Below are 13,756 nucleotides of genomic sequence, written 5' to 3'. Positions count from 1 at the left end.
GACTTCTACCTTTCTTAAAGCGACGAGTATTTCTTGCGCAGACGCTGACGGATCAGCTCGGCGAGGGTGTTCATGACGAAGGTGAACAACAGCAGCACCAGCGCCGAGAGGAACAGCACGCGGTAGTGGCTGCCGCCGACTTCCGATTCGGGCATTTCCACCGCGACGTTGGCGGCCAGGGTGCGCAGGCCTTCGAACAGGTTCATTTCCATGACCGGGGTGTTGCCGGTGGCCATCAGCACGATCATGGTTTCGCCCACGGCGCGGCCCATGCCGATCATCAGCGCCGAGAAGATCCCCGGGCTGGCGGTGAGGATCACCACCCGCGTCATGGTCTGCCACGGCGTGGCGCCCAGGGCCAGGGAGCCCAGGGTCAGGCCACGGGGCACGCTGAACACGGCGTCTTCGGCGATCGAGTAGATGTTCGGGATCACCGCAAAGCCCATGGCCAGACCGACCACCAGAGCGTTGCGCTGGTCGTAGGTGATCCCCAGGTCGTGGGAGATCCACATGCGCATGTCACCGCCGAAGAACCAGTTCTCCATGAACGGGCTCAGGTACAGCGAGAGGAAGCCGACGAAGATGATCACCGGGATCAGGATCGCGCTCTCCCAGCCGTCCGGCACCTTCAGGCGCAGCGACTCGGGCAGGCGGCTCCAGGCGAAACCGGCCACCAGGATGCCGATCGGCAGCAGGAGCAGCAGGCTGAAGATGCCCGGCAAATGCCCCTCGACATAAGGCGCGAGGAACAGGCCGGCGAAGAAGCCGAGGATCACCGTCGGCATCGCTTCCATCAGTTCGATCACCGGCTTGACCTTGCGGCGCATGCCCGGGGCCATGAAGTAGGCGGTGTAGATCGCAGCCGCCACGGCCAATGGCGCCGCCAGCAGCATGGCGTAGAACGCCGCCTTCAGGGTGCCGAAGGTCAGCGGCGAGAGGCTCAGCTTGGGTTCGAAATCGGTGTTGGCCGCGGTGGATTGCCAGACGTACTTAGGCTCGTCGTAGTTCTCGTACCAGACCTTGCTCCACAAAGCGCTCCAGGACACTTCCGGGTGCGGGTTGTCCAGCAGCAGCGGTTGCAGCTTGCCGCCGGCCTCGACGATCACCCGGTTGGCCCGTGGCGACAGGCCGAACAGGCCCTGGCCGTCCACCACCTGGTCCACCAGCAGAGTGCGATGGGCAGTGCTGTGGAACACCCCGAGCTTGCCGGCGGCATCCAGGGCGACGAAGCCCTTGCGGCGCTCTTCGGCGGTGATTTCCACGATGGGCGCGGTGCCCATCTGGAAGCTGCGGATCGGCTTCAGGCGCAGTTCGCCATCCGCATCGCGGGCCATGAACCACTGGGCCAGGCCGCCCTTGGAGGTGCCGATGATCAGCGAGATGCCGCCCACCAGCTGGGTGCTGGCGGTGACTTCAGCGTTGGCGTCGTCCAGCAATTTGTAGCGACCGTTGAGGCTCTTGTCCCGCAGGCTGAACACGTCGGCCAGGGCCCGGCCATTGATCACATACAGCCATTGCTGGCGCGGATCGATGTACATCGCCTTGACCGGCTCGGTCATCTGCGGCAGCTCGATGCGGCTCTGCTCGCTGGTGACTTCGCCGGTCATCATGTTTTCTTCGCGGGTCAGCTTCAGCACATGCAACTGTGCACCGGTGGAACCGGCGATGATCAGCGACGAATCAGTGGCGTTGAGATTGACGTGTTCCAGCGCCCCGCCCTGCTCGTTCAAAGTGATCGGGGTTTCGCCGTAGGGGTACTCGATGGCCGGCGAGATGGTCTTCTTGCCGTCCGGGTAGCTGACCTTGTAGGTGTGGCGGAACACCAGGGCCTGGCCGTTGGACAGACCGACCACCACCAGCGGATTGCCGGGCTGGTCCTTGCCGATGGAGGTGACGCTGGCCCCCGCGGGAACCGGCAGGTCGACCTTGCGCAGCTCGGCGCCGCTGTCGATGTCAAAGAACAGCGCCTGGCCCTTGTCGGAGACGCGCATGGCTACCTGGTTCTGCTCTTCCAGGGAGAACATCAGCGGCTTGCCGGCATCCTGCATCCAGGCGGGTGTCAGCGGCTCCTTGGCAGTCAGCTCGGCACCCTGGAACAGCGGCGCGACGACATAGGCGAGGAAGAAGAAGATCAGGGTGATCGCACCCAGCACCGCCAGTCCGCCGACAAGGACGTACCAACGGGTCAGACGATCTTTGAGCGCGCGAATGCGCCGCTTGCGTTGCAGCTCAGGCGTATTGAAGTCAATGCGCTTGGGGGGAGAAGTCGTAGTCATGGGGGAGTTGGCCAGATCATTCATGCGCACACCCTAGCGATCCTGTATGACAGAAAGATGACAATGCAGTGACGCAGCAAATCCGCCGCATAGCAGGGCTGGCAGCGGACAGAAAAATGAGGTTGCAGGAGCCGGCTGGCCGGCGCACCGGCCTTGAGCCTGGGTCGCCCTTTCGGGCGCTTTCGCCGCCCGGCCAACTCCTACGAAAACGAGAAGGTCCGGGGAGCCCGGACCTTCGGTGGCGGCTTATGCGCCTTCTTTCAGACCCAGGTCAGCCAGGGCCTTGGCGGCTACCTTGGCGGGCAGTGGGATGTAGCCGTCTTTGACCACTACTTCCTGACCCTGTTTGGACAGGACCAGTTTCACGAACTCGGCTTCCAGCGGGGCCAGAGGCTTGTTCGGGGCCTTGTTGACGTAGACGTAGAGGAAGCGCGACAGCGGGTACTTGCCGTTCAGGGCGTTTTCTTCGGTGTCTTCGATGAAGTCGCTGCTGCCTTTCTTGGCCAGGGCCACGGTCTTCACGCTGGCGGTCTTGTAGCCGATGCCCGAGTAGCCGATGCCGTTCAGCGAGGAGCTGATGGACTGCACCACCGACGCCGAACCAGGTTGTTCGTTGACGTTAGGCTTGTAGTCGCCTTTGCACAGGGCTTCTTCCTTGAAGTAGCCGTAGGTGCCGGATACCGAGTTGCGGCCGAACAGCTGGACCGGCTTGTTGGCCAGGTCGCCGGTCACACCCAGGTCGCCCCAGGTTTTCACTTCGGCCTTGGCGCCGCACAGGCGGGTCGAGGAGAAGATCGCGTCAACCTGTTCCATGGTCAGGTGCTGGATCGGGTTGTCCTTGTGCACGAACACTGCCAGGGCGTCCACGGCCACCGGGATGGCGGTTGGCTTGTAGCCGTACTTCTGCTCGAAGGCGGCCAGCTCGGTGTCCTTCATCTTGCGGCTCATCGGGCCCAGGTTGGAGGTGCCTTCGGTCAGCGCGGGTGGCGCGGTGGCGGAGCCGGCGGCCTGAATCTGAATGTTGACGTTCGGGTATTCTTTTTTGTAGTTCTCGGCCCACAGGGTCATCAGGTTCGCCAAGGTATCGGAACCGACGCTGGACAGGTTGCCCGACACACCAGTGGTCTTGGTGTAGCTCGGGATAGCAGGGTCAACAGCGGCAACCGCGTGGGCAGTCGCAACGCCAGCGGCGACAAAGGTCATTGCCGCCATCAAACGCTTCAGTTTCATGCCTTACTCCTAGCAGATAGGGTGTGTTAAGTCGGGGCCAAGTATCTGTAGGCCGTGTGAACACTCTATGTCCGGAATATGACAATTAGATGAAAGGCCAGCACTCCTGAACGGAAGCTGGCCTTTCTTTATGAGGGAATGAAAACCTGGTGTAACCGCTGCCCCAGGCTGCGGCAGCGGCGACAGGATAACTAGGCTCAGCGGCCCTTGACCCACAGGTACAGGCCCACCAGCAGGCCGATGCCGCAAATGATTGCCACGTAGTAGGCCGGGCCCATCGGGCTTTCCTTGAGCAGCCAGGTCACCACCATCGGCGTCAGGCCACCGAAGATCGCGTAGGCCAGGTTGTAGGAAAACGACAGGCCACTGAAGCGCACCACTGCCGGGAACGCCTTGACCATCACGTAAGGCACCGCGCCGATGGTGCCGACAAACAGACCGGTCAGGGCATACATCGGGAACAGCCACTGCGGGTTGTCCAGCAGGCCGTGATAGAAGGTCCAGGAGGTGGCAAGCAGCAAGGCGCTGCCGAACACGAACACCTTGCCAGCACCGAAACGGTCCGCCAGAACCCCGGAAATCACGCAGCCAAGGCTGAGGAACACGATGGCCAGGCTGTTGGCTTCCAGGGCAGTGATGGCCGGGAATTTATAGACGGTCTGCAGCACGGTGGGGGTCATCAGGATCACCACGATGATCCCGGCGGACAGCAGCCAGGTCAGCAGCATGGAAATCACGATGGCGCCACGGTGATCGCGCAGCACTGCGCGCAGCGGCAGCTCCTCGGCCAGGGCCTTGCGCTGTTGCAGCTCGGCGAACACCGGGGTTTCGTGCAGCAGGCGGCGCAGGTACACCGAGAACAGGCCGAACACCCCGCCCAGCAGGAACGGGATCCGCCAGGCGTAGTCCGCCACTTCCGCCGGGGTATAGATGCTGTTGATCGCCGTGGCCACCAGCGAGCCCAGGAGAATCCCGGCGGTCAGGCCCGAGGTCAGGGTGCCGCAGGCATAGCCGATATGCCGTTGCGGCACGTGTTCGGAAACAAAGACCCAGGCCCCGGGCACTTCACCGCCGATGGCCGCGCCCTGGATCACCCGCATCAGCAACAGCAGGATCGGCGCCCACAGGCCGATCTGCGCGTAGGTCGGCAACAGGCCCATGATCAGGGTCGGCACCGCCATCATGAAAATGCTCAGGGTGAACATCTTCTTGCGCCCCAGCAGGTCGCCGAAGTGAGCCATGACGATCCCGCCCAGGGGACGAGCCAGGTAACCGGCGGCGAAGATGCCGAAGGTCTGCATCAGGCGCAGCCACTCGGGCATGTCCGCGGGGAAGAACAGCTTGCCGACCACGGTGGCGAAGAACACGAAGATGATGAAGTCGTAGAACTCCAGCGCCCCACCCAGGGCGGACAGGGACAAGGTCTTGTAGTCACTACGGGTCAGCGGACGGGCGGGTTGCGCAGATTGCGCAGCGCTCGCAGGCACAGTGGTCATGGCAAGGGCTTCTCTTATTAGTCGGTTCTGGAAGCCGCAACAGCGCTGGTTGGGGCCTGGCAGGTTCGGCACGATAGCAAATTGTTCGAATCCGTACACAGCGGTGCACAAATGACTCACAAATTTGCGAACTGAGTGGGTCGTCGCGGAGTCTATCGACCGATATACTCGCAAACCTCGGAGCGCAAAGCCGCTCCTGGCAAGGGTTGCTGTGCGAAAACGCTGCTGCGCGCCCCAGTCCCTGGACAGTGCCAGTCGATTTCGCAGAGTTTCCCTTTAGCACGCCTTAGAAAGAACGTGACGAACGCAGTGTGTTCGGGCTGAATCGTTTTTCCTGAAGACGGCTATTCACCTGAAGTACCTAAGAAGCGTCACGGGTCAGAGGCCCCTCGGCATGATAGAGCTCGAACAAGAAGATCCAATCCCGCAAGGCGACCTGGCCCTGCAAATCACCGCCTTGCCCCGTGAAACCAACGGTTTTGGCGATATTTTCGGCGGCTGGCTGGTCGCCCAGATGGACCTGGCGGGCACCGCCATGGCCAGCCGCGTCGCCGGTGGCCGAGTGGCCACGGTGGCCATCGACCGCATGGCGTTCCTGGTGCCGGTGGCCGTGGGCGCGCAGCTGTCCTTCTATACCCAGACCCTGGAAATCGGCCGCAGCTCGATCCAGATGATGGTCGAAGTGTGGAGCGACGATCCGCTGTCCAGCGAATGGCGCAAGGTCACCGAAGCGGTGTTCGTGTTCGTCGCCATCGATGGCAGCGGCCGCACCCGCTCGGTTCCACCCCGCGCACGTTAAACCTGGAGGCGGTCATGCGCGCCATGACCGTCCACACCTTGTGAACGAGAACAGCAGCATGCCTACACCCCAGGTCGAAACCGTCAAACTCGATGAACTGAACTGCTGGCGCATCCGCCACGGTGACGCCGAACTGCTGCTGGCCCAGCAAGGCGCGCACATCCTCAGTTATCAGGTGGCCGGGCAACAGCCGCTGATCTGGCTCAACGACGAGGCCGTGTTCAAAAGCGGCAAGAGCATCCGCGCCGGAGTGCCGGTGTGCTGGCCCTGGTTCGGCAACCTGGCGCGCAACCCCCAGGCGGTGCAGGCCATGCGCCAGAGCAGCGAGCCGGCGCCGGCCCACGGCCTGGTGCGCGCCACCGACTGGGAACTGCTGGGCATCGAAAGCCAGGGCGACAGCCTGCTGGTGGAACTGCGCCTGCCCTGCCCCACTGGCGGCTTCCCCGGCTGGCCCCATCAGGTGGAACCGCGCCTGAGCATCCGTCTTGACGAGCAACTGCACATCAGCCTCAGCAGCCACAACCTGGGCAGCCAAAGCGTGAGCATCAGCCAGGCGCTGCACAGCTACTTCGCGGTCAGCGATGTGCGCAACGTGCAGGTGGAGGGTGTGGATGGGCTGAACTACATCGAGACTCTGGAAGACTGGAAAACCAAGGTGCAGCATGGCGCCCTGCGCTTTAGCGGCGAAACCGACCGCATTTACCTGGATGTGCCGGCGCAGCTGGAGATCGTCGACCCACACTGGCAGCGGCGGATTCGCCTGAACAGCGCAGGCTCACGCACTGCGGTGATCTGGAACCCCTGGATCGACCGCGCCGCGCAATTTGGCGACATGGCCAACGACGGCTGGCAGCGCATGCTGTGCATCGAAACCGCCAACGTGATGGACGACATCGTCACCCTGGCCCCCGGCGCCAGCCACACCCTGAGTGTGAGCATCAGCGCCGCCCCGCTCTGACCCACGCTTGCGGCGATGGGCCCTGTGCTTGGGCCGGATGTGGCGAGGGAGCTTGCTCCCGCTGCCTTCCCAAGGCCTGAGTCCGCGGCCTGTCAGGCAGATCGCGGATTCAGGTCTTGCGGCCGCTACGCGCCCGAGCGGGAGCAAGCTCCCTCGCCACAACAGCCCTCCTGGCCGCAAATTCCTGACTGATCCCCTGTCCCGATTACAGGTCCGACTCCTGCACCACCCGCACCTTCGCCGCATCCAGGGCGTAGGCCGCGTCGGCCAGGTCATTGCTGACCTTCTCGATCTTCAGGGTGCCGGTCACCCACAGCGGGGTGTAGATGTCATCCAGCTTCACGCCCTTGGGAAAGCGCACCAGCACCAGCTGGTTGGGCGGCGGTGGCGGCACGTGGATACAGGCCCCCGGGTACGGCACCAGGAAAAACAGCGTGCTGCGGCCCTTGGCATCGGCTTCCAGCGGCACCGGATAGCCGCCCAGGCGGATCTGCTTGTCGTTCATCGCTGGCACGGTCTTGGTGGAATACATCACCGCTGGCAAGCCCTTGCTCTGCTTCAGGCCGCCCTTGTCGGTGAAGGTGCCGTTGGCCTCGGGGGAGTTGTGATCGATTTCCGGCATCTGCTCCAGGGCCTTCTGGTCCGACTTGGGCATCAGCTCCAGCCAGTCGGTTTCCGGCAGCTCGCCGGCGTGGGCCAGGCCGCAGCCCAACAGAACAAAGGTCAATAGAAGACGGCGCATGAGAGGTGGCTCGGTCAAAAAGGAAGGACGGAAAAAACCCGCGCATTCTAGTGCGCAACACGTCGGCTGCGTTGAAGTTTCAGATGAAGAAAAGGGCTCCCCTCCGCCCGAGCGGCAGAGGGGGCTTGCAGGGGGGAATCAGCTTTTCTTGATAAAGCCGTAGATCACCAGCAGGACAATGGCACCCACCACCGCGCCGATGAAACCGGCGCCCTGCCCCGCATGGTAGATACCCAGCGCCTGACCGCCATAAGTGGCGGCGAAGGAGCCGGCGATACCCAGCAGGATGGTCATGATCCAGCCCATGCTGTCGTCTCCCGGCTTGAGGAAACGCGCCAGCAGACCAACGATCAAGCCGATGAAAATGGTTCCGATAATGCCCATGGCTGTTCCTCTGATAGGGGGTGTCAAGCCAAAGCCTAGTCAGCGCTCTGGCCTCCCGCTATCAGAGAACGGCGGGAAACGAAGGTTCCCGCCAGCCGGTGGATTTGTTACTCGGCGATCAGCGCCTGCACCTTGAGGATCTGCGCCTGCAGGGTCGCCTGATCGGCGCAGCGCAGGTTGGCGTGGCCGACCTTGCGCCCGGCCTTGAAGGCCTTGCCGTAGTGATGCAGGTGGCAGTCGTCGATGGCGATGACCTGATCCACCGGCGGCACTTCACCGATGAAGTTGATCATTGCGCTCTCACCGACCTTGGCCGTGGAGCCCAGAGGCAGACCGGCCACCGCCCGCAGGTGGTTTTCGAACTGGCTGCACTCGGCGCCTTCGGTGGTCCAGTGCCCGGAGTTGTGCACTCGCGGGGCGATCTCGTTGGCCTTGAGGCCACCGTCCACTTCGAAGAACTCAAAAGCCATCACGCCGACGTAATCCAGCTGCTTGAGCACGCGGCTGGAGTAGTCCTCGGCCAGGGCCTGCAGCGGGTGATCGCTGCTGGCCACCGACAGACGCAGGATGCCGCTGTCGTGGGTGTTATGCACCAGCGGGTAGAAACGGGTTTCCCCATCACGGGCGCGCACGGCGATCAGCGAGACTTCACCGGTGAACGGCACGAAGCCTTCCAGCAGGCAAGGCACGCTGCCCAGTTCGGCGAAGGTGCCTTCGACGTCGGCGGCGCTGCGCAGGACCTTCTGACCCTTGCCGTCGTAACCCAGGGTACGGGTCTTGAGCACCGCCGGCAGGCCGATGCGCGCCACCGCGGCATCCAGATCCGCCTGGGACTGGATGTCGGCGAACTCGGGGGTAGGAATCCCCAGGTCCTTGAACATGCTCTTCTCGAACCAGCGATCACGGGCGATGCGCAGGGCTTCGGCGCTCGGGTAGACCGGCACGAACTGCGAGAGGAAGGCCACGGTTTCCGCCGGCACGCTCTCGAATTCGAAGGTCACCAGGTCCACTTCATCGGCCAGCTGGCGCAGGTGATCCTGGTCGCCGTAGTCGGCCCGCAGGTGTTCGCCCAGGGCAGCGGCACAAGCGTCCGGCGCCGGGTCGAGGAAAGCGAAGTTCATTCCCAGCGGAGTCCCCGCCAGGGCCAACATGCGGCCCAACTGGCCGCCACCGATTACACCGATCTTCATCGTCAACAACCTCAGGCGACGCGCGGGTCTGGATTGTCCAGGACGCTGTCTGTCTGTTCAGCACGGAATTTTTTCAGCACCGCATGGAACTGCGGGTGCTTGGCGCCCAGGATGCTCGCCGAGAGCAGGGCCGCGTTGATCGCCCCCGCCTTGCCGATGGCCAGGGTGGCGACCGGGATGCCAGCGGGCATCTGCACGATGGACAGCAGCGAATCCACGCCCGAGAGCATCGACGACTGCACCGGCACGCCCAGCACCGGCAGGTGGGTCTTGGCCGCACACATGCCCGGCAAGTGCGCCGCGCCACCGGCACCGGCGATGATCACCTCGATGCCACGCGCCTCAGCCTCTTCGGCGTACTGGAACAGCAGGTCCGGGGTGCGGTGGGCGGACACCACCTTCACCTCGTAAGGGATGCCGAGCTTTTCCAGCATATCGGCGGTGTGGCTAAGGGTGGACCAATCGGACTTGGAGCCCATGATCACGCCAACCAGTGCACTCATCGTCGTGCCTCTTCTCTCTGGGCGCCCGCGGGCGCGTCAAAAACAACAAGCCACGCGAAAATGCGTGGCTTGACTGTACGAATTATGGCCGGACGAACCGGCCGAAGGCCGCGCAGTATACCGAAAAAGCCGCGCTAAACGCACTTTCGCCGACCATCTGCAAAACAAAGTATTTCCAGCGCAGAACCCCGGTTTTATTGACTCCAAGGTCAATCCCCTACCCCTCGTAGGAGCTGGCTTGCCAGCGAAGAGGCCAGCCGGGCGATCACCGCCAGCCCGGCCAGCACCTACACGGCCGCGGCTTGCGCGGCGGCGCCTTCCAACTTGCGCCAGAGCAAGCGCACGTTGGCCTTGCGCACCAGGGCACAGCGGTACAGGCGAATCTCCAGCGGCACATGCCATTGGGCGCCGCCGCATACCACCAGCTCGCCCCGAGCCAGCTCGGCGCGCACGCTCAACTGCGGCACCCAGGCAATGCCCAGCCCTTCCAGGGCCATGCTCTTGAGGCTGTCGGCCATGGCGGTTTCATAAACCGTGGTGAAACGCAGGTTGCGCTGGCGCAGCAGCAGATTCACCGAACGCCCGAGAAAGGCCCCGGCGCTGTAAGCCAGCAGCGGCACGCTGGATTCCCCTTCCAGGTCGAACAGCGGCTTGCCCTGGGGGTTGGCGGCGCACACCGGCAGCATCTCGGTGTGCCCCAGGTGCAGCGAGGGGAAGATTTCCGAGTCCATCTGCAGGGCCGCGTCCGGGTCATAGAAGGCCAGCATCAGGTCGCAGCCGCCTTCGCGCAGGGCGTGCACCGCGTCGCCAACGTTGGTGGCCACCAGCCGCGTGGCGATGTTCAGCCCTTCGTTGCGCAGTTGCGCGATCCAGCGCGGGAAGAAACCCAGCGCCAGGGAGTGGGCCGCCGCCACCTGCATCACCTCGCCCTGGCCGCCTTCCAGATGATGCAGGTGACGCACCACCTCGCCGAGCTGTTCGACCACGGTCCGCGCGGTGACCAGGAACAACTGCCCCGCCGCCGTCAGTTCCACCGGCGTGCGCGAACGGTTGACCAGGGTCAGGCCCAGGGCCGCTTCCAGGCTGCGGATGCGCCGGCTGAAGGCCGGCTGGGTCACGAAACGTCGCTCGGCAGCCTGGGAAAAACTGCGGGTGGCGGCCAGGGCACTGAAGTCCTCAAGCCATTTGCTTTCCAGATTCATCACGTCCTCCCGGACACGCACCATTTTAGGTCACACGCTCGCCGGCAACCCGGCGTCACACCGGCATTATGCCGAATATGCATAGCCCAGTGTTTAACAGCATTGGCCCAAAAATTCCCTTCGGCCTAGGATTCGCAGCGTTCCCGGCACAGACCGGGTCCCTACCGAGATGATCTCCGTCATGTCCTCCGCTGCATCTTTCCGCACAGAAAAAGACCTGCTTGGCGTACTCGAAGTACCGGCTCAAGCGTATTACGGCATCCAGACCCTGCGAGCGGTGAACAACTTCCGTCTCTCCGGCGTTCCGATTTCGCACTACCCAAAACTGGTCGTGGCCCTGGCAATGGTCAAGCAGGCAGCTGCTGACGCCAACCGCGAACTGGGTCATCTGAGCGAAGCCAAGCATGCCGCCATCAGCGAGGCCTGTGCCCGCCTGATCCGTGGCGACTTCCACGAAGAGTTCGTGGTGGACATGATTCAAGGCGGCGCTGGCACTTCGACCAACATGAATGCCAACGAAGTCATCGCCAACATCGCGCTGGAGGCCATGGGCCACAGCAAGGGCGAATACCAGTACCTGCACCCGAACAACGACGTGAACATGGCGCAGTCCACCAACGACGCCTACCCGACCGCGATCCGCCTGGGTCTGCTGCTGGGCCACGACGCCCTGCTGGCCAGCCTCGACAGCCTGATCCAGTCGTTCGCCGCCAAGGGTGAAGAATTCAGCCACGTCCTGAAAATGGGCCGTACCCAGCTGCAAGACGCCGTACCGATGACCCTCGGCCAAGAGTTCAAGGCCTTCGCCACCACCCTGAGCGAAGACCTGGCCCGCCTGAAGACCCTGGCCCCGGAAGTGCTGACCGAAGTCAACCTGGGCGGCACCGCCATCGGCACCGGCATCAACGCCGACCCGCGCTACCAGGCCCTGGCCGTACAACGCCTGGCCACCATCAGCGGCCAGCCGCTGGTGCCAGCCGCCGACCTGATCGAAGCCACCTCCGACATGGGCGCCTTCGTGCTGTTCTCCGGCATGCTCAAGCGCACCGCGGTCAAACTGTCGAAGATCTGTAACGACCTGCGCCTGCTGTCCAGCGGCCCACGCACCGGCATCAACGAAATCAACCTGCCAGCGCGTCAGCCCGGCAGCTCGATCATGCCCGGCAAGGTCAACCCGGTGATTCCGGAAGCGGTCAACCAAGTGGCGTTCCAGATCATCGGCAACGACCTGGCCCTGACCATCGCGGCCGAAGGCGGCCAGCTGCAACTGAACGTGATGGAGCCGCTGATCGCCTTCAAGATCTTCGACTCGATCCGCCTGCTGCAACGCGCCATGGACATGCTGCGCGAGCACTGCATCACCGGCATCACCGCCAACGAAGCCCGTTGCCGCGAACTGGTGGAGCACTCCATCGGCCTGGTCACCGCGCTGAACCCGTACATTGGCTATGAAAACGCCACCCGTATCGCCCGCATCGCCCTCGAAAGCGGCCGCGGCGTACTGGAACTGGTGCGCGAAGAAGGCCTGCTGGACGACGCCATGCTCGACGACATCCTGCGTCCGGAAAACATGATTGCCCCGCGCCTGGTTCCGCTGAAGGCGTAACCATCGCGACACCGAAACACGCAACACCGCTCACCAGGTCGAGGGACTAGACACCTCTCACCTCTTGAGGGCCTGGAGATTCGTCTCCAGGCCCTTTTTTTTATTTGTGGGCAAACCTCTTGCTCAGGCGAGCCTTGAGCTCATCAGTCGAACAGTGCTTGCCTTGGGCGTACTCGCGCGAACTGACTGCGAGCAATTTCACCAACGCCACTGCCTCGTCGCGGCGCTTACGCTCAACGTAAGACTCGACAACGTAAACAGGCACACCGTTTTGCGTGACGACCATTGGCTCCTCTAGAGGCAGGTCGGATGCGTACTGTTTTAAAAAGCCAACAGTTTCAATGCGCATGAGTGAAGCCTCCTGGAATTTGCGACGTGCTCGCAGCCCTGCTAAGGAATGTCCTTTGCAACTTGGCCGCTCAGGACTCCTTAAGCTGAATCCTGCCGGCTTCCACCACACACTACATACAGCCCAGATACAGACCGAGCATCAAAGCCTGATTTCATTAAATATCAAATCATTGTTCTGCTTCTTTGATCGGCCGTTGTGCCGCTCTTTACCTGGATAAAAGCCGAGATTTGTCAGGCGAAGCCACGCCATAGCGAAGCAGAGTCTCTTTGTTTTGTAGGGCAAATCCGAGAGAATCCCCCACGCCTTTGAGCGCCTTGTACCCCTTCGAACGATCAGGCAGTCTCCCGGTGCCGCTGCAAAATCAGCGGCCCGGATGTGGAAGTCTGGGATAAAGGACGTGCAGTCGTCTCATTCGAACACCCTTGCCAATGCCGCTTGGGTGAACTCGATTTATGGCGGCTGTGCGTAGGGCACCTTCGGGTGCGCCGGTTCCTTTAGCCCGGTCTTCCACACCTGCGCACGGCTGCCACCCTCTCATGTGGAAGTGAGATCCGGCGGTTTCTTCAATTGCTAAAGGAACCAGTCTCATGAAAAAGCTCGTCCCCGATCCACCCTTGCCCACCGATCGTCCGCGCCGCGACCCGGAGCTGGATCGCGCCAACGCCAACCTGCTGGCCGCTTTGCACGGCACCCGCCATCGCCCGTTCGGCCTGCGCGATGGCCAGGGCCGCCCGCTGTTCGCCGTGCAACCCCAGGTGAATGCCGAAGACGCCCTGATGCATGTTTCCTTGCTGCTCAAATGCGCCGAAGAGGTGTCCGATGAAATCACCGAACGGGCCAGCGGCATCGAGCGCGGGCTGATCTGGTCCATGGTGCATTCCGTGGAAATGGCCCGCGCCGTGGTGGACGCCCTGCTCGACGGCGCCCGCCCCTGATACACCTCTGTAGCCGCTGCCGAGCCCGCGAGGCTGCGAAAAGGTCCGCAGGACCTTCAGCGATCTTGAGAACCCCGCGTCCC

At 63.0% G+C, this 13,756-nt stretch carries 13 protein-coding genes; 4 read left to right on the top strand and 9 right to left on the bottom strand.

Going from position 1 to position 13,756, the window contains the following annotated elements; all coding sequences use genetic code 11:
- Window positions 1-14: 14 nt before the first annotated feature.
- The 3 genes from DNK59_RS13410 to DNK59_RS13400 all read right to left on the bottom strand — a co-directional run bounded on the left by DNK59_RS13410 (window position 15) and on the right by DNK59_RS13400 (window position 5,002).
- On the bottom strand, window positions 15-2,048 hold the full coding sequence (locus tag DNK59_RS13410) for an ABC transporter permease subunit (protein ID WP_177431242.1): 2,034 nt from the start codon (window positions 2,046-2,048) through the stop codon (window positions 15-17).
- 474 nt (window positions 2,049-2,522) lie between these two features.
- A complete protein-coding gene (locus DNK59_RS13405; RefSeq protein WP_092317759.1) occupies window positions 2,523-3,506 on the bottom strand; it encodes a phosphate ABC transporter substrate-binding protein PstS in 984 nt (327 codons plus the stop codon).
- Window positions 3,507-3,703: 197 nt separating this feature from the next.
- The gene (locus DNK59_RS13400) at window positions 3,704-5,002 is read right to left on the bottom strand and encodes an MFS transporter (RefSeq protein ID WP_092317762.1); all 1,299 of its coding nucleotides are present in this window, start codon (window positions 5,000-5,002) and stop codon (window positions 3,704-3,706) included.
- 394 nt (window positions 5,003-5,396) lie between these two features.
- Between DNK59_RS13400 and DNK59_RS13395 the strand changes: the two genes are divergently transcribed.
- Together DNK59_RS13395 and DNK59_RS13390 are read left to right on the top strand one after the other, a co-directional pair.
- Window positions 5,397-5,801, top strand: a complete 405-nt coding sequence (locus DNK59_RS13395; RefSeq protein WP_003229628.1) for an acyl-CoA thioesterase — start codon at window positions 5,397-5,399, stop codon at window positions 5,799-5,801.
- Between the two features lie 58 nt (window positions 5,802-5,859).
- A complete protein-coding gene (locus tag DNK59_RS13390; protein WP_092320556.1) occupies window positions 5,860-6,759 on the top strand; it encodes a D-hexose-6-phosphate mutarotase in 900 nt (299 codons plus the stop codon).
- Window positions 6,760-6,964: 205 nt separating this feature from the next.
- Here DNK59_RS13390 and DNK59_RS13385 read toward each other — a convergent pair whose 3' ends face one another.
- The 5 genes from DNK59_RS13385 to DNK59_RS13365 all read right to left on the bottom strand — a co-directional run bounded on the left by DNK59_RS13385 (window position 6,965) and on the right by DNK59_RS13365 (window position 10,780).
- Window positions 6,965-7,501: a DUF3299 domain-containing protein gene (locus DNK59_RS13385; RefSeq protein WP_060841768.1), complete on the bottom strand. Its 537-nt coding sequence runs from the start codon at window positions 7,499-7,501 to the stop codon at window positions 6,965-6,967.
- Between the two features lie 138 nt (window positions 7,502-7,639).
- Window positions 7,640-7,885: a GlsB/YeaQ/YmgE family stress response membrane protein gene (locus tag DNK59_RS13380; protein ID WP_092317765.1), complete on the bottom strand. Its 246-nt coding sequence runs from the start codon at window positions 7,883-7,885 to the stop codon at window positions 7,640-7,642.
- A gap of 107 nt (window positions 7,886-7,992) precedes the next feature.
- Window positions 7,993-9,075 carry a 5-(carboxyamino)imidazole ribonucleotide synthase gene (locus tag DNK59_RS13375; RefSeq protein ID WP_092317768.1) on the bottom strand — a complete coding sequence of 361 codons (1,083 nt, stop codon included), beginning with the start codon at window positions 9,073-9,075 and terminating at the stop codon, window positions 7,993-7,995.
- Window positions 9,076-9,086: 11 nt separating this feature from the next.
- The gene (gene purE / locus DNK59_RS13370) at window positions 9,087-9,578 is read right to left on the bottom strand and encodes a 5-(carboxyamino)imidazole ribonucleotide mutase (protein ID WP_016967060.1); all 492 of its coding nucleotides are present in this window, start codon (window positions 9,576-9,578) and stop codon (window positions 9,087-9,089) included.
- 287 nt (window positions 9,579-9,865) lie between these two features.
- Complete coding sequence (locus DNK59_RS13365) at window positions 9,866-10,780, bottom strand: LysR substrate-binding domain-containing protein (protein WP_167365709.1); 915 nt, start codon at window positions 10,778-10,780, stop codon at window positions 9,866-9,868.
- Between the two features lie 181 nt (window positions 10,781-10,961).
- On the opposite strand from DNK59_RS13365, the gene aspA reads away from it, so the two are divergent.
- Window positions 10,962-12,386, top strand: a complete 1,425-nt coding sequence (gene aspA, locus DNK59_RS13360; protein ID WP_016967058.1) for an aspartate ammonia-lyase — start codon at window positions 10,962-10,964, stop codon at window positions 12,384-12,386.
- A 100-nt stretch (window positions 12,387-12,486) separates the two neighbouring features.
- Here the strand turns inward: aspA and DNK59_RS13355 are convergent, their stop codons facing one another.
- Window positions 12,487-12,735: a prevent-host-death protein gene (locus tag DNK59_RS13355; protein ID WP_110723490.1), complete on the bottom strand. Its 249-nt coding sequence runs from the start codon at window positions 12,733-12,735 to the stop codon at window positions 12,487-12,489.
- Between the two features lie 590 nt (window positions 12,736-13,325).
- On the opposite strand from DNK59_RS13355, the gene DNK59_RS13350 reads away from it, so the two are divergent.
- Window positions 13,326-13,673, top strand: coding sequence for a DUF6124 family protein (locus tag DNK59_RS13350; protein WP_110723489.1), 348 nt, complete (start codon window positions 13,326-13,328; stop codon window positions 13,671-13,673).
- The last annotated feature ends 83 nt before the right edge of the window (window positions 13,674-13,756 follow it).

The sequence above is a fragment of the Pseudomonas sp. TKO26 genome, from assembly GCF_003225665.1.
GTDB classification, from domain to species: domain Bacteria; phylum Pseudomonadota; class Gammaproteobacteria; order Pseudomonadales; family Pseudomonadaceae; genus Aquipseudomonas; species Aquipseudomonas saponiphila.
Note: the sequence above shows the minus strand (reverse complement) of the source record. Positions and strands in the feature narration are given on the sequence as shown.

What these genes read in the sequence shown, in the direction of transcription:
- DNK59_RS13410 (WP_177431242.1), bottom strand. Translation starts at nt 2,048, where the DNA reads ATGCAGGATGCCGGCAAGCCGCTGATGTTCTCCCTGGAAGAGCAGAAC.
- DNK59_RS13405 (WP_092317759.1), bottom strand. Translation starts at nt 3,506, where the DNA reads ATGAAACTGAAGCGTTTGATGGCGGCAATGACCTTTGTCGCCGCTGGC.
- DNK59_RS13400 (WP_092317762.1), bottom strand. Translation starts at nt 5,002, where the DNA reads ATGACCACTGTGCCTGCGAGCGCTGCGCAATCTGCGCAACCCGCCCGT.
- DNK59_RS13395 (WP_003229628.1), top strand. Translation starts at nt 5,397, where the DNA reads ATGATAGAGCTCGAACAAGAAGATCCAATCCCGCAAGGCGACCTGGCC.
- DNK59_RS13390 (WP_092320556.1), top strand. Translation starts at nt 5,860, where the DNA reads ATGCCTACACCCCAGGTCGAAACCGTCAAACTCGATGAACTGAACTGC.
- DNK59_RS13385 (WP_060841768.1), bottom strand. Translation starts at nt 7,501, where the DNA reads ATGCGCCGTCTTCTATTGACCTTTGTTCTGTTGGGCTGCGGCCTGGCC.
- DNK59_RS13380 (WP_092317765.1), bottom strand. Translation starts at nt 7,885, where the DNA reads ATGGGCATTATCGGAACCATTTTCATCGGCTTGATCGTTGGTCTGCTG.
- DNK59_RS13375 (WP_092317768.1), bottom strand. Translation starts at nt 9,075, where the DNA reads ATGAAGATCGGTGTAATCGGTGGCGGCCAGTTGGGCCGCATGTTGGCC.
- purE (WP_016967060.1), bottom strand. Translation starts at nt 9,578, where the DNA reads ATGAGTGCACTGGTTGGCGTGATCATGGGCTCCAAGTCCGATTGGTCC.
- DNK59_RS13365 (WP_167365709.1), bottom strand. Translation starts at nt 10,780, where the DNA reads ATGAATCTGGAAAGCAAATGGCTTGAGGACTTCAGTGCCCTGGCCGCC.
- aspA (WP_016967058.1), top strand. Translation starts at nt 10,962, where the DNA reads ATGTCCTCCGCTGCATCTTTCCGCACAGAAAAAGACCTGCTTGGCGTA.
- DNK59_RS13355 (WP_110723490.1), bottom strand. Translation starts at nt 12,735, where the DNA reads ATGCGCATTGAAACTGTTGGCTTTTTAAAACAGTACGCATCCGACCTG.
- DNK59_RS13350 (WP_110723489.1), top strand. Translation starts at nt 13,326, where the DNA reads ATGAAAAAGCTCGTCCCCGATCCACCCTTGCCCACCGATCGTCCGCGC.